At 60.5% G+C, this 22,199-nt stretch carries 17 protein-coding genes; 9 read left to right on the top strand and 8 right to left on the bottom strand.

Translation table 11 applies throughout. The features are described 5' to 3' along the window. Nucleotides 1-4 precede the first annotated feature (4 nt). Nucleotides 5-1,225 (top strand): flavodoxin-dependent (E)-4-hydroxy-3-methylbut-2-enyl-diphosphate synthase, encoded by a 1,221-nt coding sequence (ispG, locus tag O9K64_RS14385; RefSeq protein ID WP_275098776.1) that lies wholly within the window; start codon nt 5-7, stop codon nt 1,223-1,225. A 161-nt stretch (nt 1,226-1,386) separates the two neighbouring features. Here ispG and O9K64_RS14380 read toward each other — a convergent pair whose 3' ends face one another. The 4 genes from O9K64_RS14380 to O9K64_RS14365 all read right to left on the bottom strand — a co-directional run bounded on the left by O9K64_RS14380 (nt 1,387) and on the right by O9K64_RS14365 (nt 5,994). Beyond that, a complete protein-coding gene (locus O9K64_RS14380; RefSeq protein WP_275098775.1) occupies nt 1,387-2,733 on the bottom strand; it encodes a patatin-like phospholipase family protein in 1,347 nt (448 codons plus the stop codon). A 391-nt stretch (nt 2,734-3,124) separates the two neighbouring features. Then, the gene (locus tag O9K64_RS14375) at nt 3,125-3,559 is read right to left on the bottom strand and encodes a DUF6858 family protein (RefSeq protein ID WP_275098774.1); all 435 of its coding nucleotides are present in this window, start codon (nt 3,557-3,559) and stop codon (nt 3,125-3,127) included. Nucleotides 3,560-3,671: 112 nt separating this feature from the next. After that, nucleotides 3,672-4,376, bottom strand: coding sequence for a Crp/Fnr family transcriptional regulator (locus tag O9K64_RS14370; protein ID WP_275098773.1), 705 nt, complete (start codon nt 4,374-4,376; stop codon nt 3,672-3,674). Nucleotides 4,377-4,644: 268 nt separating this feature from the next. Next, entirely contained in the window at nt 4,645-5,994 is a 1,350-nt protein-coding gene (locus tag O9K64_RS14365; protein ID WP_275098772.1) for a TrpB-like pyridoxal phosphate-dependent enzyme, read from the bottom strand. 460 nt (nt 5,995-6,454) lie between these two features. Here O9K64_RS14365 and O9K64_RS14360 point away from each other — a divergent pair, with 460 nt between their 5' ends. The 5 genes from O9K64_RS14360 (at nt 6,455) to aprA (ending at nt 13,540) form a co-directional block, all read left to right on the top strand. Beyond that, nucleotides 6,455-8,350 carry an ATP-binding cassette domain-containing protein gene (locus tag O9K64_RS14360; RefSeq protein WP_275098771.1) on the top strand — a complete coding sequence of 632 codons (1,896 nt, stop codon included), beginning with the start codon at nt 6,455-6,457 and terminating at the stop codon, nt 8,348-8,350. A 369-nt stretch (nt 8,351-8,719) separates the two neighbouring features. After that, nucleotides 8,720-10,108 carry an ATP-dependent RNA helicase DbpA gene (dbpA, locus tag O9K64_RS14355; protein ID WP_275098770.1) on the top strand — a complete coding sequence of 463 codons (1,389 nt, stop codon included), beginning with the start codon at nt 8,720-8,722 and terminating at the stop codon, nt 10,106-10,108. Between the two features lie 364 nt (nt 10,109-10,472). Continuing rightward, nucleotides 10,473-11,231, top strand: coding sequence for an adenylyl-sulfate reductase (locus O9K64_RS14350; protein WP_275098769.1), 759 nt, complete (start codon nt 10,473-10,475; stop codon nt 11,229-11,231). Between the two features lie 4 nt (nt 11,232-11,235). Continuing rightward, nucleotides 11,236-11,691, top strand: a complete 456-nt coding sequence (gene aprB, locus O9K64_RS14345) for an adenylyl-sulfate reductase subunit beta (RefSeq protein ID WP_275098768.1) — start codon at nt 11,236-11,238, stop codon at nt 11,689-11,691. 4 nt (nt 11,692-11,695) lie between these two features. After that, nucleotides 11,696-13,540 carry an adenylyl-sulfate reductase subunit alpha gene (aprA, locus tag O9K64_RS14340; RefSeq protein WP_275098767.1) on the top strand — a complete coding sequence of 615 codons (1,845 nt, stop codon included), beginning with the start codon at nt 11,696-11,698 and terminating at the stop codon, nt 13,538-13,540. A 129-nt stretch (nt 13,541-13,669) separates the two neighbouring features. Here aprA and O9K64_RS14335 read toward each other — a convergent pair whose 3' ends face one another. From O9K64_RS14335 to O9K64_RS14320, 4 genes are all read right to left on the bottom strand, one after another. Beyond that, complete coding sequence (locus tag O9K64_RS14335; protein WP_275098766.1) at nt 13,670-13,864, bottom strand: hypothetical protein; 195 nt, start codon at nt 13,862-13,864, stop codon at nt 13,670-13,672. A gap of 167 nt (nt 13,865-14,031) precedes the next feature. After that, nucleotides 14,032-14,478 carry a hypothetical protein gene (locus O9K64_RS14330; protein WP_275098765.1) on the bottom strand — a complete coding sequence of 149 codons (447 nt, stop codon included), beginning with the start codon at nt 14,476-14,478 and terminating at the stop codon, nt 14,032-14,034. 209 nt (nt 14,479-14,687) lie between these two features. Beyond that, nucleotides 14,688-14,999 carry a hypothetical protein gene (locus tag O9K64_RS14325; RefSeq protein WP_275098764.1) on the bottom strand — a complete coding sequence of 104 codons (312 nt, stop codon included), beginning with the start codon at nt 14,997-14,999 and terminating at the stop codon, nt 14,688-14,690. Between the two features lie 427 nt (nt 15,000-15,426). After that, nucleotides 15,427-17,193 carry a bifunctional diguanylate cyclase/phosphodiesterase gene (locus O9K64_RS14320; protein WP_275098763.1) on the bottom strand — a complete coding sequence of 589 codons (1,767 nt, stop codon included), beginning with the start codon at nt 17,191-17,193 and terminating at the stop codon, nt 15,427-15,429. 240 nt (nt 17,194-17,433) lie between these two features. Here O9K64_RS14320 and O9K64_RS14315 point away from each other — a divergent pair, with 240 nt between their 5' ends. The 3 genes from O9K64_RS14315 (at nt 17,434) to O9K64_RS14305 (ending at nt 22,178) form a co-directional block, all read left to right on the top strand. Further along, nucleotides 17,434-17,877, top strand: a complete 444-nt coding sequence (locus tag O9K64_RS14315; protein WP_335342299.1) for an inorganic diphosphatase — start codon at nt 17,434-17,436, stop codon at nt 17,875-17,877. 651 nt (nt 17,878-18,528) lie between these two features. Continuing rightward, complete coding sequence (soeA, locus tag O9K64_RS14310; RefSeq protein ID WP_275098762.1) at nt 18,529-21,456, top strand: sulfite dehydrogenase subunit SoeA; 2,928 nt, start codon at nt 18,529-18,531, stop codon at nt 21,454-21,456. Next, nucleotides 21,453-22,178 carry a 4Fe-4S dicluster domain-containing protein gene (locus O9K64_RS14305; protein ID WP_275098761.1) on the top strand — a complete coding sequence of 242 codons (726 nt, stop codon included), beginning with the start codon at nt 21,453-21,455 and terminating at the stop codon, nt 22,176-22,178. The genes soeA and O9K64_RS14305 overlap by 4 nt, the downstream gene beginning before the upstream one ends. Nucleotides 22,179-22,199 lie beyond the last annotated feature (21 nt).

The following is a 22,199-nucleotide window of genomic DNA, read 5'->3' as shown; positions in this document are numbered from 1 at the left end:
GTGTATGTCTGAGCTGACAGTCAAACGTGCCGCGACCGTGGGTGTTCGCATCGGCGGTGTCACCGTCGGTGGCGCCGCCCCGGTGGTCATTCAGTCGATGACCAATACCGACACGGCGGATATCGCGGCCACCATCCGCCAGGTGGCCGAACTGCGCCGCGCCGGCTCCGAGCTGGTGCGCATCACGGTGAACAGCGAGGCGGCGGCCCGCGCCGTCGCCTCGATCCGCGACGGGCTGGACAAGCTGGGGGTCGATGTACCGCTGGTGGGCGATTTCCACTTCAACGGCCACAAGCTGCTGCGGACCTATCCCGAGTGCGCCCGGGCCCTGGACAAATACCGCATCAACCCGGGCAATGTGGGGCGCGGCGCCAACCGGGACGAGAAGTTTGCCGCCATGATCGAGCTGGCCTGCCGCTACGACAAGGCGGTTCGCATCGGCGTCAACTGGGGCAGCATGGACCAGGAACTGGTGATGCGCATGATGGACGAGAACGCCCGCGCCGCCGTGCCGCTGGACAACGACCGGGTGATCCGCGAGATCATGGTGGTCTCGGCCCTGGACAACGCCCGCCGCGCCGAGGAGCTGGGGCTGGGGCGCGATCGTATCGTCCTCTCCTGCAAGATGAGTGGGGTGCAGGACCTGATCGGCGTCTATCGCGAACTCGCCGACCGCTGTGACTATGCCTTGCATCTCGGACTGACCGAGGCGGGCATGGGCTCCAAGGGGATCGTCGCCTCCACCGCCGCCCTGGCGGTGTTGCTGCAGGAGGGCATCGGCGACACCATCCGCATCTCCCTGACCCCGGAGCCCGGCGGCGCCCGCACCCAGGAGGTGCAGGTGGCCCAGGAGATCCTGCAGTCCATGGGGCTGCGTTCGTTCACCCCGATGGTGATCGCCTGTCCCGGCTGCGGGCGCACCAGCAGCGTCTTCTTCCAGCAGCTGGCCCAGGAGATCCAGGACTATCTGCGGGCGCAGATGCCGCAATGGCGCCGGCAATATCCCGGGGTCGAGGAGATGAAGGTGGCGGTGATGGGCTGCGTGGTCAACGGACCCGGCGAGAGCAAGCATGCCAATATCGGTATCAGCCTGCCCGGCAGCGGCGAGGTGCCGGTGGCGCCGGTGTACGAGGACGGGGAGAAGACCGTCACCCTCAAGGGGGAGCGCATTGCCGAGGAGTTCCAGCAGCTGGTGGAACGCTATGTGGAGCGCCATTACGGTTGATCGGTCAACCAGTAGGGGCGGCGCCCCCGCTGCGATGATCGCTCCTGCGTCTGTATCCCATTCAATCTGCCTGGGGGCGGGCCTCCTACAGGTTGGGCGCATCTCCGCTGCCATTGCTTTCCGGAACTGGACCCCTGCAGCGGGTACGTCGTTCGGAACCGCTAGCGAAACCCGGCCATCTCCGCATAGAGATCCTTCAGCAGGCGGCTGAATTCCGGGTGGTTGCGCAGCAACTGGTGACCCGCCTCGATCAGCCGTTCCGCCGCCTGTTCCGGCAGGTTGAAGTCGGTGGGAATGGTCGACAGGGGCTGGCCGTCGAGCCGTTCATCGCTGTCGTCCAGATTGATTTCGATGATGTAGAGTTCGGGCTGGCGCACGGCGCCGTTCTGGCGCAGCCAGGGCCCCAGCTGACTGTGCAGGTAGGCCTTGGTCTCGAAGTTGTAGTTGCTCAGGGGGGTGGTGCTGGCCGCATCCAGAATCACCGTCTGTGGCGGGTGATCCGGCTGCTTCTCCCACTCGCTCGGCAGCCGCGCCGCCGCGTCGATCTCGATCAGGACGATGCGCCGGGCCTGCGCCAACATGTCGTGTTTGAGGGTATCGTCCAGGCCGTCATGGATAATGATCTGGTCGAGCATGGCGCGCAGTCCCAGGTTGTCGGCCAGACCGCCATCCAACAGGTGCACGTAGGGGTGTTCCGGGCGGTTCAGGTAGCGGCTCCAGGTCCTGGCCAGGCGGTAACGGCGGGGATTTTTCGCCTTTTCCGTGAGCCCGACCCGTACCCACTCCGGGACCGGCGCGCCGCAGCTGCCGGCCCGGTTGGTCAGGGTGATCGGGGTGAAGATCAGCGGCACCGCGCTGGAGGCGGCCACCGCCCGGGCCACCGGGAAGTGGTCGCTGTCGGAGCAGATCAGGGAGAACAGCTCGGGGGTGAAGCCGAAGCGGCTCCCCTTGAACAGGTCGGTGGCGTTGATGATGATCACCGGACCCTGGTCATCGAAGAGTTCGCTCAGCGGGCGTTCGCCGAACAGCTTCTCCCTGAAATACTCGTCCAGGATATCCCCGGAACCGAAGGTGGTGGAGGAGAGCCGGGAGAGGTTTTCCAGTGACAGCATGCGCTGGCGGATCTCGTCCCTGACATTCTGCTTCAGGAAGTCATCACGGAAGCGCTCGAACAGCCGCTCGCCATGCAGTCCGTAATAGGCCGCGATGATGCTGCCGCCGGAGACCGCCGAGATCAGGTCCACCTTGTCCAGCAGGGTGGGCGCGTCGGGCCGGGTGGTGAGCGGGGTCTGGTGCAATGCCTCCATCACCCCGTAGGCGAAGGCGGATGCCCGGCTGCCGCCACCGGAGAGGGTCATCAGCAGCACCGTGGAGTCCGGAGTGATGGGGCTGACCGTGGGTTTTGCCTCGGCCAGGGGCGGATTGTCGGGAAAACGGGCCTGGCTGGCGCAGCCGCCGAGCAGCAGCAGGCTGAGGAGTAGAACGTAAAGCGTTGAATTCCGGTTCATCGGGTCGACAGTGGGTCCAGACTGGCTTAGCGCCGGATTACCCCATTGCCCGCAGCCGATGTCAAGTGGATCGGGGTGTGTTCAGCAATTCTAAGTATGGCTGTAACTACCCACGGGGTGATTGGCCTGCCTTGCCGGCCTCACACGATGGCTTGTATCCTCGAATCCGGCCCCATTTTCAGCGCCTGCCCAAACTCGCTTCGCTCAAACAAGGGCAGGCATGAATCTGAAAAAGGGGCCGGATTCGAGGCGCCATCAAGATCGGCCAACAAGCCAGGCCAATCGCTGCAGGCCGGGTGAGTAGTTACGTATGGATTTCAACATCCGTTTAGTTACCCCAACCCGGCTGGTAAGGAACCACGGATGGACACGGATTCACACAGATAGGGGATCAGGATTCTGAATCCGTGTTTATCTGTGTGGATCCGTGGTTCTCCCGGTTCCGCACCGAACGCGCCCAGCTCTCCATGGCGGTATTGGCGACCGGCATCGGCGCCTCCATGAAGGTGATGTGGAAGCTCTCCGGCAGTTCCACCACGCCGATAGAGCGCGGGCGCAGGGCCATCGCCTGGGGGGTCGGCAGGGTGAGGCCGAAGCAGAATATGATATTGCTGGCCGCACGGATATCCCTGTGGATCTGACCGTTCGGCAGGGCACGGGTATGGGCGTAGTGGTCGAAGGTGGCGATAAAGACGGCGGCCGGGTCCGCCTCGATACAGCCTTTCAGGTGATCGAGGATCTGATCCACGCTGCTCAGGGTGGTCTCTGATTTGCCAATCTCCAGCGAGAACAGGGAGAACGCTTCGCGCGTGAGGGATTGCTGCATGACTGGCTCCTGGGGAATGCTGGGTGAATTCCATAACTCTGTCGATCAGGGAGAGGCTAAGGATTCCACCGCGGCAGCGCATTGAAATATATCAATGTCAGGAAATTGTTTGTCAATTGTCAGCAATAAACCCCAGATTGCGGATATCCAGCAGATATTTGTTCGGCTCGGTCTCGATCAGCAGGCTCTGGCGCTTGAATTCGGCGATGGTGCGGCTGGTGGTCTCGGTGGTGATACCGAGCATCGCCCCCATGTCCTCCCGGGGGAACAGTTCGCATTCGCTGGACTCCTGATTGCGCACCAGCCGCAGCAGCAGTCGCGCGACCCGCTGCTTGGCGGAGCCGGTGGAGAGCTCGGTGAGCCAGGCATCCGCCTCCTCCAGGGCGCGTTGCCAGCGGTTCAACAACTCCTGGTGCAGCTTGGGATTGGTGTTGGAGAGGGCCTGCACCACGCTGACCGGCAGGCTGCACGCCTGGGTCGGTTGCAGCACCACCGCGTCATGCTGGTAGGGCTGGCCCAGCAGGGCCTCCAGTCCGGTGACGTCGGTGGAACGAATCAACCGGACAATGCGTTGCGTCCCATCGGGCAGGTACTGGATCAGCTTGAGCACGCCGCTACGGATGGTGTAGAGCCGATCGCCCTTGTCGCCGGTGCGATAGAGGACTGAGCCGGCGGGCAGGGTGTAGAGGTCGATCGGTTGATGAATCTTGTCGAAGTCTCCCTCTTCGAGTCCGGCAAACAGCACGGAATTACGCAGCGTGCAGCTGATGCAGTCGGCAACGCCTTCCCAGGCTTCTTTATCGGAGAGATTTCTCATGGGTATTTCTGTGACTTGTACAGGTGAATATGGGCAATCGAGACAATCCAGTATCAATATAAGCTAATATTTGAATCTACACCCTATCCGTCCATTTAGCCAGACTGCTTCGATTGCCGGGGCGTGCAGGGTGGTCGTTAGCCGATCGCCCGTTGCCCGTGAACCGCGCCGGCGCCGGGATCGGGATCGGGGTCAAACAGAACCAGGGCGACGGACTTGGCCCTGGCCCCGGCGGTTTGTTCGACCCCGACCCTGTGCCGCGGTTTCCCTAGCCCACCTGCGGCAGGTGCTTGAGCGACTCCTTGATCGCCGCCTCCGGATACGCGTAGTCCTCCAGTTCACCGGCAAAGAAGCGGTCGTAGGAGGTCATGTCGAAGTGCCCGTGGCCGGAGAGGTTGAACAGCAGGGTCTTGGGCTCGCCGGTCTCGGCACAGCGCCGCGCCTCGCGAATCGTCGCGGCGATGGCATGGGTCGACTCCGGCGCCGGTACGATACCCTCGCTCTTGGCAAACAGCACGCCCGCCTCGAAGGTCTCGATCTGTGGTACCGCCAGCGCCCCCAGCAGCCCCTCGTTGTAGAGCTGGCTGATCAGCGCCGAGTCGCCGTGATAGCGCAGGCCGCCGGCGTGGATGCCGGGCGGCATGAAGTCGTGGCCCAGGGTGTACATCTTCATCAGCGGCGTCAGCCCGATGGCGTCACCGAAGTCGTAGGCGTAGGTGCCCTTGGTCAGGGTCGGGCAGGAGGTGGGTTCCACCGCGATGAGTTCCACCTGCTTGCCGGCCGCCTTGTCGGCGAAAAACGGGAAGGCGATGCCGCCGAAGTTGGAACCGCCGCCACAGGGGGCAAAGATCATGTCGGGATATTCACCCACCATGGCCAGCTGCTTTTTCGCCTCTTCACCGATAATCGTCTGGTGCAGCAGCACGTGGTTCAACACCGAGCCGAGGGCGTAGTTGGTATCGGCCCGGCTGGCCGCGATCTCCACCGCCTCGGAGATGGCGATGCCCAGGGAACCCTCGCTGTCCGGGTCCCTGGCCAGAATGGAGCGCCCGGACTCGGTCAGGTCGGTGGGACTGGCGTGCACCTGGGCGCCCCAGGTGCGCATCATGGTGCGGCGGTAGGGCTTCTGTCCGTAGCTGATCTTGACCATGAATACCTCGACCTCGAGGCCGAACATCTGCCCGGCCAGGGCCAGGGAGCAGCCCCACTGCCCGGCGCCGGTCTCGGTGGTCAGCTTCTTGATCCCGGCCTGCTGGTTGTAGAAGGCCTGGGCCACGGCGGTATTCGGCTTGTGCGAGCCGGCCGGGCTGACCGACTCATTCTTGTAGAAGATCTTGGCCGGGGTATTCAGCAGCTTCTCCAGCCGGTGGGCCCGGTACAGCGGGGAGGGGCGCCACAGGCGCAGCACCTCGCGCACCTCCTCGGGGATCTTGATCCAGCGCTCGCCGCTCACCTCCTGCTTGATGATCTCCTCGGGGAAGATGGCAGCCAGCGCATCGGGTCCCACCGGATTGCCGTCCGGGCCCAGCGGCGGGGTCGGCGGATTGGGCATGTCGGCAACCACGTTATACCAGTGGGTGGGCATCTCTGATTCTTTTAGTAGAATCTTGGTCTTCATCTCAAGGCTTCTCCCAAGTCGTTTGGATCGGCGGGTCGTGATCGGATGGCCCTGGCGGGTCGCTGCCGCAATCTTCACATATCAGGCGCCTCCTGTGCCACCGGTTTAGCCGCTGATGGTTTCCGTTGTAATCAAATTGTGCGTATTCCCCGGTTACCCCGGGCGCTGCCGGTCACGGTTTTTCTAGCCGCGAGCCCTAAGGATGGAATGAACGCGAGGAGTGGTGCAGGAGAAGTGGTACAGGGATGTACCGTTTACGGAGCCGAGGATGCCATGCACCGTTTACGGACCTGAGGATGGAATAGACGCAAATGCGGCTGATGATTTCGTTTGCCAGTCCCGCAGGGTTAGCGGCAAATATTCCGGGTTATGGACGCCGGGCGACAATATGGCGTTATCCTGCATCAGCCGGCTGAGGTACAATCGCCCTCCCTTTGAATAATGGTGTGACGGGTGAGCAATGGCGCTGATCAATCTGCGCAATATACATCTGGGCTTCGGCGGCCCGGCCCTGCTGGACGGACTGAACCTGGCGATCGAGCGGGGCGAGCGCATCTGCCTGTTGGGCCGCAACGGTGCCGGCAAATCGACCCTGATGAAGCTGATCGCCGGTGAACTGCAGGCGGATGACGGCGAGTTCGCGATCCAGCAGGGGGCGGTGATCACCCGCCTGACCCAGGAGGTGCCCGCGGGGCTGGTGGGGTCGGTGTTCGATGTGGTGGCCACCGGCTTGGGCGAACTGGGAGATCTGGTGCGCCGCTTTCACCAGATCAGCCATCAGCTGGCTACCGAGAGCAGTGAGCGACTGCTGGATCAGCTCTCCCGGGTACAGCACGAGCTGGAGGCGGTGGATGGCTGGCAGTCGGAGCAGCGGGTCGAGACGGTGCTTTCCAAGCTTTCCCTGGATCCCGATCTCGCCTTCGCGGCGCTCTCCGGCGGGCTGAAGCGCCGGGTGCTGCTGGCCCGGGCGCTGGTGCAGGCGCCGGACCTGCTGCTGCTGGACGAGCCGACCAACCATCTGGATATCGCCTCCATCGACTGGCTGGAGGAGTTCCTGCTCAACTATGAGGGCACCCTGCTGTTCGTCACCCACGACCGCATGTTCCTGCGCAAGCTGGCGACCCGCATTATCGAACTGGACCGGGGCCAGCTTACCGACTGGCCGGGGGATTATGACAACTTCATGCGCCGCAAGGCGGAACTGCTGAATGCCGAGGAGAAGGCCAACGCCCGCTTCGACAAGAAGCTGGCCCAGGAGGAGGTGTGGATCCGCCAGGGGATCAAGGCGCGGCGCACCCGTAACGAGGGCCGGGTGCGGGCACTGCAGGCGCTGCGCGCCGAACGCAGGCAGCGCCGTGAGCGCGCCGGCAATGTCAGCATGGCGCTGCAACAGGCGGAACGCTCCGGCAAGCTGGTGGTTGAAGTGGAAGGCATCAGCTACGCCTGGGACGGAAATCCGATCGTGCGCGACTTCTCCACCACCATCATGCGCGGGGATCGAATCGGCGTCATCGGTCCCAACGGGGCCGGCAAGACCACCCTGCTCAACCTGCTGCTCGGCAAGCTGCAGCCGGACAGCGGTACGGTCAAGCACGGCACCAAGCTGGAGGTGGCCTATTTCGATCAGCTGCGCGCCCAGCTGGATGACGAGAAGTCGGTGCAGGACAACGTGGCCGACGGCAGCGACAAGGTGGAGATCAACGGCCAGAGCAAACATGTGATCAGTTACCTGCAGGACTTCCTGTTCACCCCGGACCGGGTCCGGCAGCCGGTCAAGGCGCTCTCCGGCGGCGAGCGCAACCGGCTGTTGCTGGCGCGGCTGTTCAGCAAGAGCGCCAATGTGCTGGTGATGGACGAACCGACCAACGACCTGGATGTGGAGACCCTGGAGCTGCTGGAGGAGCTGCTGCTGGACTACCAGGGCACCCTGCTGCTGGTAAGCCATGACCGGGTGTTCCTCAACAACGTGGTGACCAGCACCCTGGTGTTCGAGGGGGAGGGGCGGATCAACGAGTACGTGGGTGGCTATGACGACTGGCTCAGTCAGCGCAAGGCGCCGTTGCTCGAGCCGGCTGCGAAATCGTCACCCGCCAAGACCGAAGCGGCCAAACGTGCCCCGGTCGCGGCGTCCGATAAGCCGAAAAAACTGAGTTACAAGGATCAGCGCGAGCTGGATGAACTGCCGAAACGGATCGAACAGCTGGAGGGTGAACTGGCACGGTTGCAGATGACCGTGGCCGATCCCGCCTTCTATAAAAGACCGCGGGAGGATAAGGCGAAGGTGCAGCAACAGCTGCAGGAGACCGAGGCGGCACTGGACGAGGCCTATGGGCGCTGGGAGGAGCTGGAGTCCTGAGGGGGCGTGGCAGGATGGGCGGAAAAAACCTGCCCCATTACCAGGCCATGGCTAGAGTTATATTCTGAATTGGTATCTACTCACCCAGTCTGTAAGTGATTGGCCTGCCTTGTTGGCCGATATTGATCCAGCCATCACGTGAGACCGGCAACGGGACAGGGGTCGGAGTCAAATTTGATCATGGAAACGGGGCATTTCATACGACAATGTCCATCAAAGTTGACTCCGACCCGAATGGCACTTACTTAAGTCAAGAATCACCGTCATCCCGGCCTGCGCCGGGATGACGGGAGTTTTAAGCTTAAGTAAGTGCCATTCGACTCCGACGCCTATAGGAATCTACGAGTAAAACACTAAAGGACAACCATCTTGAATCCCACCCCCTTTTCATCCCTGGACCTGCACACCGATCTGCTGGATAACCTGGCGACCCTGGGTTATGCCGCGATGACGCCGATACAGGCGCGGAGTCTGCCGCCCATTCTGGCGGGCAAGGATGTGATCGCCCAGGGCAAGACCGGCTCGGGAAAAACCGCCGCGTTTGCGCTGGGGCTGCTGCAGAAACTCGATGTGAAACGTTTTCGCATCCAGTCGCTGGTGCTCTGTCCCACCCGGGAGCTGGCGGATCAGGTGGCCCAGGAGATTCGCCGGCTGGGGCGGGGCATCCACAACATCAAGGTGCTGGCCCTGTGTGGCGGTATGCCGTTCGGACCGCAGGCGGGTTCGCTGGAACACGGCGCCCACATCATTGTGGGTACCCCGGGCCGCATCGAGGACCACCTCGGCAGGGGGACGCTGCGGCTGGATGCCGTGCATACGCTCATCCTGGATGAGGCGGACCGCATGCTGGACATGGGCTTTCAGGAGGCGCTGGAACGCATTGTCGATCAGACGCCCGGGCAGCGGCAGACGCTGCTGTTCAGCGCCACCTTCCCCGATCGGATTCAGGCCATCGCCCGGCGCATCATGACCGAGCCGGTCATGATCCAGGTGGCCTCCAGCCATGACAATGCCAGCATTGAACAGCACTTCTACAAGGTGGCTGACAATCAACAGCGTCTGACCGCACTGCGTCTGCTGCTGTCACACTTTCGTCCCGAATCGACCCTGGTGTTCTGCAATACCAAGAAAGAGACCCAGGAGGTGGCGGACCGGTTAGTGGCCGCCGGGTTTAGCGCGCTGGCCCTGCATGGGGACCTTGAGCAGCGGGATCGGGATGAGACCCTGGTGCGCTTTGCCAACCGAAGCGCCGCCATCCTGGTCGCCACCGACGTGGCGGCACGGGGGCTGGATATCGATGCCCTGGATGCGGTGATCAACTATCACATCGCCCATGATGCCGAGATCCACCTGCACCGGATCGGCCGCACCGGTCGGGCCGGCGGCAAGGGGCTCGCCTGCTCCCTGTACGATGACAAGGAGAGTCATCGGGTAGCCCTGTTGGAGGCCGGCATCGATCCGATCCTGGATAGCGAACCACTGCCGCCGGTAGCGTTATTGGATCGGCCGGCCATGCAACCCGCCATGGCGACGCTGCAGATCGATGGCGGCAAGAAACAGAAACTGCGTCCCGGCGACATACTGGGCGCCTTGACCGGGGAGCAGGGCATTGCGGGAAAACAGGTCGGAAAGATCAATGTGGCGGATAACCGGACCTATGTCGCGGTGAGCCGCGAGGCGTTGAAGCCGGCATTGAAAAAACTGGCCGAGGGAAAACTGAAGGGGCGTTCGTTTCGTGTTCGGTTGATGGGTGGCTAGTTATGCAGGGTGGGCAGGTTTTTTATGCCCACCCCACCAAACGGCAAGTAGATTTGTCGGAAAAGGACGTCTATGCTTTTTTGTACGCCGTACTCCGCGGGGTCCCGGGCGGTTCCCGGGGACTTTTTATCGCTGGACATTCTCCTGCCCGGGGCTCGTTCAGCTTCCGGGGCCAGCCCAATCGCCCCTTCATGATCCACGCCTGAATGTCGACCTTACCGGGTGGACCGGGTGGCGGAGTGCACCGATCGATGCATGTCTGTAGGTTGACCGGTCTTATGCGGACCTCCGGGTCAACGGCTGGCCATTGAAGCGGCCATAGCCCGGTTCAATTAAGAGCAGACCCACAGGGAGGGTGATCCACATGTTCACCAGCAATCCGTTCGCCGACCTGACGGTTTTTCTCTCCCCGCTGGTCATGCAGGTTTACCTCGTTCTGATGATCCTGGCGGTTGCCATTGGCACCCTGGTCGACATGCTGCACAAACGCAGCGCCGAATTTTTCATACGCCAGTGGAAGCGATCGAGGTGCGAAGCCGAGCGGCCGCTCAGCGGCCTGGATCACGCCGCCCTGGCCGCCAGGACCTTCCTCAAGGAGGTGGTAACCTCCGGCGAATTCTGTAATCCGAGGCGACGCATCTCCCACCTGCTGATGTTCTACGGTTTCCTGTCCTATCTCATCACCACCATCGTGATGGTGTTCGGCTATCCGACACCCGCCACGCCGGCGCCGGCGATCCTGCCGCTGCTGTGGAATATCGGCGCGCTGATGGTGCTCACCGGTGGTTACTGGTTTTTCTTCTTCCTCCGGGTGGATGTCGCCAAAGAGGGCCATTCGCCCTTCCGTCTGGTGCGTGCCGACCTGTTCATCGTTACTCTGTTGGCGAGCGTCAGCTTCGCGCTCATCTGGGAGATCGTGCAGGCAACGGGCAATCTGACCGCGACCCAGGTCGTTTTCGGTATCTACATACTGTTCACTACGCTGCTGTTTGGTTCTGTGCCCTGGTCCAAGTTTGCCCATATGTTTTACAAGCCGGCGGCGGCCTTGCAGAAACGGGTGGCGGAGGCCAATGGTTCATCCAACCTGCCGACGCCCGCCAACGTTCGCAAACTCGGGAGCTGATCGGATGCCCACCTTTGTCTACATGACGCGATGTGACGGCTGCGGCGAGTGCGTGGACATCTGCCCGTCCGACATCATGCACATCGACCGCACCTACCGCCGGGCCTACAACATCGAGCCCAATTTCTGCTGGGAGTGCTACTCCTGCGTCAAGGCCTGTCCTCAGCACGCGATCGACGTCCGTGGCTATGCCGACTTTGCACCGCTGGGACACAGCGTCCGGGTGCTCCGGGAGGAGGAGAAGGGCATGATCTCCTGGAAGATAAAATACCGCGATGGGCGGGTGAAGGAGTTTCGATTCCCGATTCGCACCACCCCCTGGGGCTCCATCAAGCCGCCCGCCGATTACACGGTGCCGGACGCAGCCGGCCTCGGCACGGCGCTGCTCGCGCACGAGCCCGAAGCGCTCGAGGTCGATGCGCTGCCCACGCTACCCCTCTCCCGCAACAACAAGGTGTAATGCCATGGCGCTATTCTCATCCCGGAAAACCCGCTTTGTGGATTCGGACATCCTCATCATCGGCGGCGGTTTTGGTGGCTGCGGCGCCACCTATGAATCCCGCTATTGGGGGCGGAACCTGAAGATCGTGCTGGTTGAAAAGGCCAATATCGAGCGCAGCGGCGCCGTCGCCCACGGCCTGTCGGCGATCAACTGTTACATGGGTATGCGCTGGGATGAAAACCGGCCGGAGGACCATGTGCGCTATGCGCGAAATGACCTGATGGGGCTGGTGCGCGAGGACCTGGTGTTCGACATCGCCCGGCACGTCGACGCCACGGTGCACAAGTTCGAGGAGTGGGGATTGCCGATCATGAAGAACCAGGAGACCGGCCGCTACCTGCGGGAGGGGCGCTGGCAGATCATGATCCATGGCGAGAGCTACAAACCGATCATCGCCGAGGCCGCCCGGAAGTCCGCCAGCGAGGTGTACAACCGGATCATGGTGACCCATCTGCTGCTGGACAAGACGCGCCCCGACCGGGTGGCCGGCGCGGTCGGTTTCAGTGTCCGGGACGGCAACTATTATGTGTTCCGGGCGAAGGCGGTCATCGTGGCCGCCGGCGGCGCCTCCCACATCTACAAGGCGCGCTCTATCGGCGAGGGCGTGGGCCGGACCTGGTATGCCCCGTGGAGCAGTGCTTCGGCCTACGGCCTGCTGATACCGGTCGGGGTGAAAATGACCCAGATGGAGAACAAGATCGTGCTCGCCCGTTTCAAGGACGGTTACGGTCCGGTGGGGGCCTGGTTCCTGCTGCTCAAGGCCTATGCCACCAACGCCTACGGCGAGCGCTACGAGGAGGCCCGGTTCGAGGAGATCAAGGCGCTGGTCGGCAAGTATGCCGAGCAGCAGCCGGTACCGACCTGCCTGCGCAATCACGCCATGCTGGAGGAAATCAAGGCGGGCCGGGGGCCCATCTACATGCAGACCCAGGCATCGCTCGACAGCCGGGAGAAGGAGGAGATCGGCTGGGAGGATTTTCTCGATATGACCATCGGCCAGGCGGTGGTCTGGGCCTCCCAGAACATCGACCCGAAGGAAAAACCGTCCGAACTGATCACCTCCGAACCCTACATCATGGGCTCCCACGCCACCTGTTCCGGTGCCTGGGCCAGCGGCCCGGAGGACTGCGCCCCGGCGGACTACCAGTGGGGATACAACCGGATGATGAGCATTGACGGGCTGTTCGGGGCCGGGGATACGATCGGCGGTTCCGCGCACAAGTTCTCCTCCGGCTCCTTTACCGAGGGCCGGATAGCCGGCAAGTCGGCCGTCAGGTATGTCACGGAGCGGAGTGGGGAGCGGCCCGAGGTGGATGAGGCCGAGATCAAGCGGCTCGAAGAGACCATCTTCATGCCACTGGAAAACTACACCGTGGGCCGCAACGAGATCGTTGCCGGCAGCGTATCGCCCAGCTACATCTCCCCGCTGCAGGGCCTGCAGCGGCTGGAAAAGATCATGGATGAGTACGCCGGCGGTATCAGTACCTTTTATACAGCCAACGAGCCGATGCTCAGGCGCGGCCTGGAGCTTCTGTCCATGCTGAAGGAGGACCTGCAAAAGCTCGGTGCCGAGGACCTCCACCAGCTGCAGCGGGCGTGGGAACTCAATCACCGGGTCTGGACCTCGGAGTCGGTGACCCGGCACACCCTGTATCGCCAGGAAACCCGCTGGCCGGGTTACTACTACCGCGCCGACTATCCCAAGCTGGATGACGTCGAATGGCATGTCTTCACCGCCTCCCGGTATGACCCGAAGAGCGGCGAATGGGACATGAGCAAGCTGCCGGTACACCACATCGTGGACTGATTCCCATAATCCGCCCAGGTGGGATTCCGGGTGCCTCGATCGGAGGGCGGGGATTTACGGTCAATGCAGGTCGACAAGATTCATGTCACGGATAGCAGGGCCTTTGTGGCAGATAAGCTCAGACATGATTCAAATCGGATGTCTGTTTTCAGCATTGTTTGTGAGTTCGCTCGCACTGTCGGTGACGGCCTCTACGGCATCATTTAGCGTTTCTTTCACGCCGCGCTTTCTAACGCGAGTGACGGCCTCCTGTGCTTGCTTCCCCAGGTTTTCGCTCTTCTCACTTACATGCTTCGATAAACGCTTCAGATCATCTAGGTTCATTGGTTCCCTCACTGTTCGTCGAATTTGCAACCGATTTCCGTTTCTTCTACAGTATCCGTGCTTCGACCAACGCCAAGCGTACAACCCCGTCGGTATCGCCGCGATGCCCATGCCCTGTATCAGCCAGTTATTGTTAGAGCTTTTATAAAAATTGAAAATTATCTGTCTTAGTTAACCCAGTCTGTAAGTGATTGCCACAGTTTTCCGCCAGCACTAGTTGCCGAACTCCATGTTTCAGTACTAATCTTTTTAGTAAACGCCCACATTTCATTACTAATGTCTTTAGTATCTTCCCATGCGGAATCAACCATTTCTGGAACAGCTTTTTTTACAGAAATAATTATTTCATTCGAATCATTTTTTGCATCGGCAAGACACTGCGTATAATCAAACTCGGAGTTTGTTTTAAATAATATATTTTCATCTTCATGTAACTCTTTTCTGTCCTCACAGTAATCATAAACTTCGAGGCCTGCCACTGTAATTACAACCCCGGCGGTTCCAATGGTTGCTGCAGTAACTGCTGAAGATGCAATTTTTTTACTAGAACGTTTTACAAATTTTTTCGGCAAGTTTAGCTTTTTATCTTTATGGCGCTTTTTCATCTTTTCCATTATTTCTTTTGACTCTTGTAGGCTATTCAACGAGTCAAGCGAGGTAGAGACTAGCCCGAATATTCCCAATATACTATTTATAAACATCGAAGCGACGAAAGTGATAATTATGATAGTTGCAGTAATAGTGGAAAAAATAATTTTAAACATAAACCATCCTGATTTGATTAATCGATTACAAAAAATATAATCACGAAGGCAATAACAATTTATTTGGGTGAACTTGCCAGACGCTGAGCAAGCTTAGATGGTCGATTCTTAACAAACTCCCCTGCTACTTGTGCTAGAACGTAGAGCCTTTTCCGTCCCTTGATCTCGGAATAGACCTTAACGATCTCTATCAGGCTGGCGGCGCCAGCGCCAAAGGGGATTAGCAATACATTTGTATCTAGAACTATGTCGGCATCGCCGATGGCAGCTTCGATCTCTTGAGGTTCCTCCTCAAAAAATTCTGTCGTATCAGGAAGAATTTCCTGAACCAAGAAAACCTGTTCTAGTTGTTTGTTTGAGCTATCCGCCATTTTTCATATTCCCCTGACTTGGAATGAGCATTTCTTGCGGCTAACGTTAGCAACAGAACGAGCGTAGCGTTCGTTCTAGATGCGTTACGCATTATCTAAACAACTCCTGCGCAATATACAGCTGTAGAATATTTTTATGATTCCGACACATTTACCTATCCATGTTCTGTATCTAGGATACTTTTGGAGTAAGACATCCCGCCCATAGAAGTTTATTCCTTAATATTCCTGAGTTTATCAGCCGCCAACCTGGTTGAACAGCCACAAGATGAGCGTCTGCTTCATGTCGATCACTGACTTTCATACATATCCAAGCCAACGGCTGCTATGCGCCGATGCCAGTTGGCCTTCGGGTGGGCAAGCTCATCCGAAATACCTAAATGAAATAGCCGCGCCACTTAGGCTCCTAGCCAGGGTGGCCGGTCGGTTAGCGGGTATTGGCTGCCTCCTGGGCGAAGCGAACTTCCGATCTCCGCTCCTTGGCCTGGTAGAGCGCCACATCGGCCTGCTTGAGTAGTTCGTCGGGTGTGTTGCCATGTGCCGGAAAGATGCAGGCACCGATGCTGGCGCCAATTTCAATTGCATGCTGGTCGATAGGGAAGGGCTCGAGCAGCGCACTCATGATCCTGTCGGCAATCTGCCGAATGGCCTCCCGGCCGCTGATGAAATCCAGCAATACGGCAAACTCGTCACCCCCCATCCGCGCCAGCAGATCCGTCTCCCTCAGGCATTTTTGGATTCTCCGGCAGACGGCGATCAGCAGGCGGTCGCCCACCTCATGGCCGTACCGGTCATTGACCGGTTTGAACCAGTCCAGATCAATCAGCAGCAAGCCGAACCCGTCGCCACCACGTGTGCCGAGTTTTACCGCCCGGTCGATGGTGTCTTTGAACTTCCTGCGGTTGGCTATGCCGGTCAATGGATCCTCATAGGACATCTGCTCAAGCGCCTGCTCCACCTGTTTCTGTTTGATCACGCTGGCGAGTGCGTTCGATACGGATTCGAGGAACTGCACCTCGACGGGGGACTGTTGGTGGCCATGTTTGACATAGAGATTGATGACGCCCAGGGTCCACTGCTTGTCCAGTATTGGAATGCAGTAGTGGCCGTGTGGCTGCATGCCGGATAGCTGCGTTGCATGGTCATGGTCCAGTTCAGATTTGTATACGATCTGCCGTTGCTGTGCGGCCATGCCGCACAGACAGGTGCCGAAATCAACCCGGTCACATTTGGCCAATAGCGCGGCGCCCAGATTATGTGAAGCGGTCATCACCAGGCTGTTCTCGGACCGATCGGTCAGGAAAATGCTCCCCTTGGATTCCACCGCCAGCCACCGGACGTTGAGAATGATGTTGAGCGATCTGTCCAGGATTTCCCGTAGCGGCCTGCCGCCATGGGCAACCGCCAGCACGTCATAGAGTGCGGAGGCCGTTTCGGCCCGCTTGATCGTCAGTTCATGGGATTCATCGAGCAGGGTAGTGGTAAATACGCCGCCCTGGATCAGCGAGACAATGACGATCACCATGGCCGCCAGCAGGCCGGTATCGAGGTAATCTGTAAAGGTTGTGTCAACGCCGGCCGGATAGAAATCCACCCCCAGCATGGCGGTGTAGTGCATCGATGCCACCGCAAAGCCCATGATGATGGCGGCGATGATTTTCAGCCGCAACTGGTGGAACGTCGGTGAACCACGGAAGTGGTTGATCAGCAACAGGGCGATGGACGAGACTACCACGGCGATGACCACCGACAGCACGACGACGGGCAGGGCGTGCTGCATGCGCGCATTCAGCACCATGGCGGCCATGCCCGTGTAGTGCATGCCGGCGATACCGGAGCCCACGATGGCGCCCAGCTGAACCGCTTTTGCCGGATTGATCGCCTGTCCTGAATGGATGGGAATGACAGCCAGGGAACAGACGATTACCGCCAGGATCAGGGAGAGCAGTGTCAGGCTGGTGTCATAGTGAACCGGGATCGGCAGATGGAATGCCAGCATGCCGATGAAATGCATACCCCAGATGCCGGACCCCAGACTGAGCCCAAAGGCCGCGATCCAGATGACGTCCCATTTGCGGTTTGTGGTTGCATAGATCCGGGTGACGCTGGTCAGGGCTACAAAGGAGGATGCAATCGCTACCATGACGGAAAGGGCTACCAGCAGATAGTTGTAACCCCCTTGCAAGGCCTGCATGAATACTCCTGAATAGGTTCCGTCTCAAGGTCAGGGTAGTTCAGCGGATCTGATTTGTACTTGATCTAAAGCAGTAGTCCAGACGACTACCAACCGGCACGGACCGGTTGAGGCCACTTCAGCGTCGCCTGCCTTGAGGGCAGGCCTGTCGGCCAGGGGATATCCGCTATCCTCTAAAGTATGCAAACACTTGAAAATCGACACGCGAACCCTTCCGCGGACCCGCCCGAGGTGGAGGTAGTGATAGAGATCCCCCGTGGCAGCTTTCTCAAGCGTGGGAGCAGCGGGCATATTGATTTCGTCTCACCACTGCCGTGCCCCTTCAACTACGGTAGTGTTCCCGGCTACATCGGCGGTGAGGGCGATCTGTTGGACGCGGTGGTGTTGGGTCCCCGCCTGCCCCTTGGAACACACACCCGGGTGCGGGCCTGGGGGGCGATCGGGCTTTCGGAGCGCTTCATGTATGACGACAAGCTGATCTGCAGCCGCGAGCCGCTGCGATCCGGCCAGCGTCGTATGGCGCTGCGTTTTTTCCACTTCTACGCCCTGTGCAAGGGGTGGCTCAACTTCTGGCGGGGTCGTAAGGGGGCTACCCGTTGTGAGGGCTGGGGTTCCGCCGATGCTGCCATTGCCCGTGCGAGGCCGATCGGACCAGATTGGCGTGGTCCCCAGGTGCCTTATTAGTCCTGTGGCGCACAACCACGTCTGCAGGGGATGCGTGACCAATCTGCCGGGTACTACAAGCATCAACGTTAGCGTAGGGGCAACCCCCTGTGGTTGCCCGATGTTTCCGGGGCCCCGGGTATCGGGCAGGCACAGGGGCCTGCCCCTACAATGCGTGATGGGGTCGGAGTCAAATTTGATGGACAGTGGCGTATAAAATGTCCCATTTCCTTGATCAAATTTGACACTGACCTGAATGGCACTTAATTAGGCAGTCTATTCCCGTGAAAGTAAGTGGATCGTCATTCCGGCGCAGGCCGGACAAAAGCGCGAAGCGCGTTGAACGACTGAAAGTCGGCCCGAAGGGTGAGCGAAGCGAATAATCCAGAGAAGCGACCACCATTGGTGGATATGGATCCCGGCCTGCGCCGGGATGACGGTGGTTCTTGGCTTAAGTAAGTGCCATTTGACTCCGCCCGCTATGCTAAATCCCTGTTCCGTGTCCGCTGATTAGTTCCATAAACCCATGAATTATAAGGTAGGGTAAACCCTTTTGGGCCATTCACTCACTCCATGTCTCCATAAACAACCCTGCAGTTGCAGCGCAACAAAGCGAATATTAGAATAAGATTAATTAATGATTTTTATCATACCTTGAATTCGGGAATGCCCATGCAAGATCCAACCACCCAATCCGACAACGACCTGGGCCGTGTGGAGGTCAAGACCACCACCTGCTACATGTGCGCCTGCCGTTGCGGTATCCGGGTGACGCTGCGCGATGGCGAGATCCGCCACATCGAGGGCAATCCCAAGCATCCCCATAACCAGGGGGTGATCTGTGCCAAGGGCTCCTCCGGCATCATGAAGCAGTACTCGCCGGCGCGCATTACCAAACCCCTGCTGCGTCGGCAGGACGCGGAGCGGGGCAGCTCGGAGTTCGAGGAGATCTCCTGGGAACAGGCGTTCGAGATGATCACCGAACGGCTGGCGCGGATCCGCGCCGAGGACCCGAAGAAGTTCGCCCTGTTCACCGGCCGGGACCAGATGCAGGCCCTGACCGGGCTGTTCGCCAAGCAGTTCGGCACCCCCAACTATGCCGCCCACGGCGGCTTCTGTTCGGTCAACATGGCGGCCGGGATGATCTATACCATCGGCGGTTCGTTCTGGGAGTTCGGCGGGCCGGACCTGGAGCGCGCCAAGCTGTTCGTGATGATCGGCACCGCCGAGGATCACGACTCCAATCCGCTGAAGATCCACATCTCCAGGTTCAAACGCCGCGGCGGCCGCTTCATCTCCATCAACCCGATCCGCTCCGGCTATTCGGCCATCGCCGACGAGTGGGTGCCGATCAAGCCGGGCACCGACGGCGCACTGATCCTGGCGATCAATCACGAACTGATCAACCAGGGGCTGTTCGACCGCGAGTTCCTGATCCAGTACTCGAATGCCGCCGAGCTGGTGGTGGACGATCCCCGGCGCGATGATCACGGTCTCTTCTCCCGTTTCGAGATGCACGTGGAGGAGGGCTGTTTCGATCCCGAGAACAAGCTCTGGTGGGACCGTGATCTGGACAAGGAGATCTCCACCCACACCCCCGGTACCGAGCCCCGGCTGCTGGGGTCGTTCCGGCTGGAAGATGGCACCAAGGTGAAACCGGCCTTCCAGCTGTTGAAGGATCGGCTGGAGGAGTACACCCCGGAGTGGGCCGAGGGGATTACCGGCATCCCGGCCGCCACCATCCGCCGCCTGGCCCACGAGATGGGCGTCACCGCACGGGATCAGAAGATCGAACTGCCGATCCAGTGGACCGACAGCTGGGAGAACGAGCACGAATCGATCACCGGTAATCCGGTGGCCTTTCACGCCATGCGCGGGATCGCCGCCCACTCCAACGGCTTCCAGTCGATCCGCGCCCTGAGCATCCTGATGACCCTGCTCGGCACCATCGACCGGCCCGGCGGATTCCGCCACAAGGCGCCGTTCCCGCGGCCGATTCCGCCCTGTCCCAAGCCCCCCAACTCGCCCGACGCGGTCAAGCCCAATACCCCGCTGGACGGCATGCCCCTGGGCTGGCCGGCGAAACCGGAGGATCTGTTCGTCGACGAGCAGGGCGAGGCGGTGCGCCTGGACAAGGCATTCTCCTGGGAGTATCCGCTGTCGGTGCATGGCTTGATGCACAACGCCATCACCAATGCCTGGCGCGGCGACCCCTATCCGATCGACACCATGCTGCTGTTCATGGCCAACATGGCCTGGAACTCCTCCATGAACACCGAGCAGGTGCGCCACATGCTCACCGACAAGGACGAGGAGAGCGGTGAGTACAAGATCCCGTTCCTGATCGTCTGCGATGCCTTCCAGTCGGAGACCGTGGCCTTCGCCGATCTGGTGCTGCCGGATACCACCTATCTGGAGCGTTATGACGCCCTCTCCATGCTCGATCGGCCGATCTCCGAGTTCGAGGGGCCGGTGGATTCGGTGCGCATCCCGGTGGTGCCGCCCACCGGTCAGTGCAAGCCGTTCCAGGAGGTGCTGGTGGAGCTGGGCAGCCGCCTCAAGTTGCCCGCCTTCATCAATGAGAAGGGGGAGCGCAAATACCGCGACTACCCGGACTTCATCACCAACTACGAGACCTCGCCCGGCTCCGGCATCGGCTTCCTGGCCGGCTGGCGCGGCAAGGGCGGTGAGAAGTTTCTGAAGGGCGAGCCCAACCCGCGGCAGTGGGAGATGTACCAGAAGAACGACTGCTACTACCACTACAAGCTGCCCAAGTCCTACCAGTACATGCGCAACTGGAACAAGGGCTACCTGCATTGGGCGCGCAACCACGGCATGATCCGCTACGCCGAGCCGATCACCATTCATCTCTACTCCGAGGTGTTGCAGAAGTTCCGGCTCGCCGCCCAGGGTAAGGGGAAGGGGCGCCAGCCGCCGGAGCGGCTGCGCAAACGGGTCGAGATGCACTTCGATCCGTTGCCGTTCTACAGCGAGCCGCTGCTCTCAAGGCTGGTGGATACCCAGGAGTATCCGCTCAACGCCCTGACCCAGCGGCCGATGGCCATGTACCACTCCTGGGACTCGCAAAACGCCTGGCTGCGGCAGATCCACACCCACAACTACCTGTTCGTCAATCCGGCCCTGGCGAATGCCAAGGGTATCGACGACGGCGACTGGATCTGGGTCGAGTCACCCACCGGCAAGGTGCGCTGTATGTGCCGTTACTCGGAGGCGGTGGAGCCGGGTACGGTCTGGACCTGGAATGCCATCGGCAAGGCGGCGGGTTCCTGGGGGCTGTCGCCCCAGGCCAACGAGTCACAGAAGGGGTTTTTGTTGAACCACCTGATCCCGGAGGAGCTGCCGCCCTGTGAATCGGGCGAACACCTCTCCAATTCCGATCCGGTCACCGGCCAGGCGGCCTGGTTCGATGTACGGGTGAAGATCTACAAGGCGGCTGCGGACGAGCCCGCCCAGACATCGCCCCAGTTCAGCGCCATGAAACCGCTGCCCGGACAGAAGGTGCAGGGCGGCCGCTGGCTGGCGTTTTTCGCCGGCCAGTTGGGCAAAAAACCGGGCAGGAAGAAGGGGAGCAAGGTATGAGCCAGCTGGCACTGGTCATCGATCTCAATGTCTGCGTCGGCTGCCACGCCTGCGTCACCAGCTGCAAGGAGTGGAACAGCTCCGGCTGGGCCGGGCCGTTGCCGGATGAAAATCCCTACGGCGCGGATCCGAGCGGGGTCTTCTTCAACCGGGTGCAGACCTACGAGGTGGGCTGTTTCCCGCATACCGAGACCATCCATTTCCCCAAATCCTGCCTGCACTGCGAGGACCCGCCCTGCGTGCCGGTCTGCCCCACCGGGGCCAGCTACAAGCGCGCGGACAATGGCATCGTGCTGGTGGATTACGACAAGTGCATCGGCTGCAAATACTGCGCCTGGGCCTGCCCCTACGGTGCCCGGGAGATCGATGCCCAGAACAAGGTGATGAAAAAGTGCACCCTGTGCGTGGACCGGGTCACCGACCAGAGCCTGCCGGAGTCGGAACGAAAACCGGCCTGTGTGCTGGCCTGTCCCACCTCGGCGCGGATCTTCGGCGATATCCACGATCCCGACTCCGCCGCCTCGGTGGCGATCCGCGAACAGGGTGGTTACCAGCTGCAGCCGGAGTGGGGCACCCAACCGGCCAACCATTACCTGCCGCGGCGCCGCAGCCTGATGCAGATCCACGAGGATGAGCTGATCCGCGCGGACAACCCGCTACGCAAGGAAGAGGTGGAGATGCCGATCGAGCAGGGCGACACCCTGGACGATGTGGCCTGGTAGGGTTGCTGTGTCATGCGTAGG

This window comes from Sedimenticola hydrogenitrophicus, assembly GCF_029017505.1.
In the GTDB taxonomy this organism is placed as follows: Bacteria; Pseudomonadota; Gammaproteobacteria; order Chromatiales; family Chromatiaceae; genus Sedimenticola; species Sedimenticola hydrogenitrophicus_A.
This window is presented reverse-complemented; position numbering and strand designations above follow the sequence as displayed.

Excerpts from the sequence above, each read along its gene's own strand:
- O9K64_RS14320 (WP_275098763.1), bottom strand. The coding sequence starts at position 17,193 with ATGCAGGCCTTGCAAGGGGGTTACAACTATCTGCTGGTAGCCCTTTCC.
- O9K64_RS14325 (WP_275098764.1), bottom strand. The coding sequence starts at position 14,999 with ATGGCGGATAGCTCAAACAAACAACTAGAACAGGTTTTCTTGGTTCAG.
- O9K64_RS14375 (WP_275098774.1), bottom strand. The coding sequence starts at position 3,559 with ATGCAGCAATCCCTCACGCGCGAAGCGTTCTCCCTGTTCTCGCTGGAG.
- aprB (WP_275098768.1), top strand. The coding sequence starts at position 11,236 with ATGCCCACCTTTGTCTACATGACGCGATGTGACGGCTGCGGCGAGTGC.
- O9K64_RS14370 (WP_275098773.1), bottom strand. The coding sequence starts at position 4,376 with ATGAGAAATCTCTCCGATAAAGAAGCCTGGGAAGGCGTTGCCGACTGC.
- O9K64_RS14335 (WP_275098766.1), bottom strand. The coding sequence starts at position 13,864 with ATGAACCTAGATGATCTGAAGCGTTTATCGAAGCATGTAAGTGAGAAG.
- O9K64_RS14330 (WP_275098765.1), bottom strand. The coding sequence starts at position 14,478 with ATGGAAAAGATGAAAAAGCGCCATAAAGATAAAAAGCTAAACTTGCCG.
- O9K64_RS14305 (WP_275098761.1), top strand. The coding sequence starts at position 21,453 with ATGAGCCAGCTGGCACTGGTCATCGATCTCAATGTCTGCGTCGGCTGC.
- O9K64_RS14365 (WP_275098772.1), bottom strand. The coding sequence starts at position 5,994 with ATGAAGACCAAGATTCTACTAAAAGAATCAGAGATGCCCACCCACTGG.
- O9K64_RS14360 (WP_275098771.1), top strand. The coding sequence starts at position 6,455 with ATGGCGCTGATCAATCTGCGCAATATACATCTGGGCTTCGGCGGCCCG.
- aprA (WP_275098767.1), top strand. The coding sequence starts at position 11,696 with ATGGCGCTATTCTCATCCCGGAAAACCCGCTTTGTGGATTCGGACATC.
- O9K64_RS14380 (WP_275098775.1), bottom strand. The coding sequence starts at position 2,733 with ATGAACCGGAATTCAACGCTTTACGTTCTACTCCTCAGCCTGCTGCTG.
- O9K64_RS14350 (WP_275098769.1), top strand. The coding sequence starts at position 10,473 with ATGTTCACCAGCAATCCGTTCGCCGACCTGACGGTTTTTCTCTCCCCG.
- ispG (WP_275098776.1), top strand. The coding sequence starts at position 5 with ATGTCTGAGCTGACAGTCAAACGTGCCGCGACCGTGGGTGTTCGCATC.
- soeA (WP_275098762.1), top strand. The coding sequence starts at position 18,529 with ATGCAAGATCCAACCACCCAATCCGACAACGACCTGGGCCGTGTGGAG.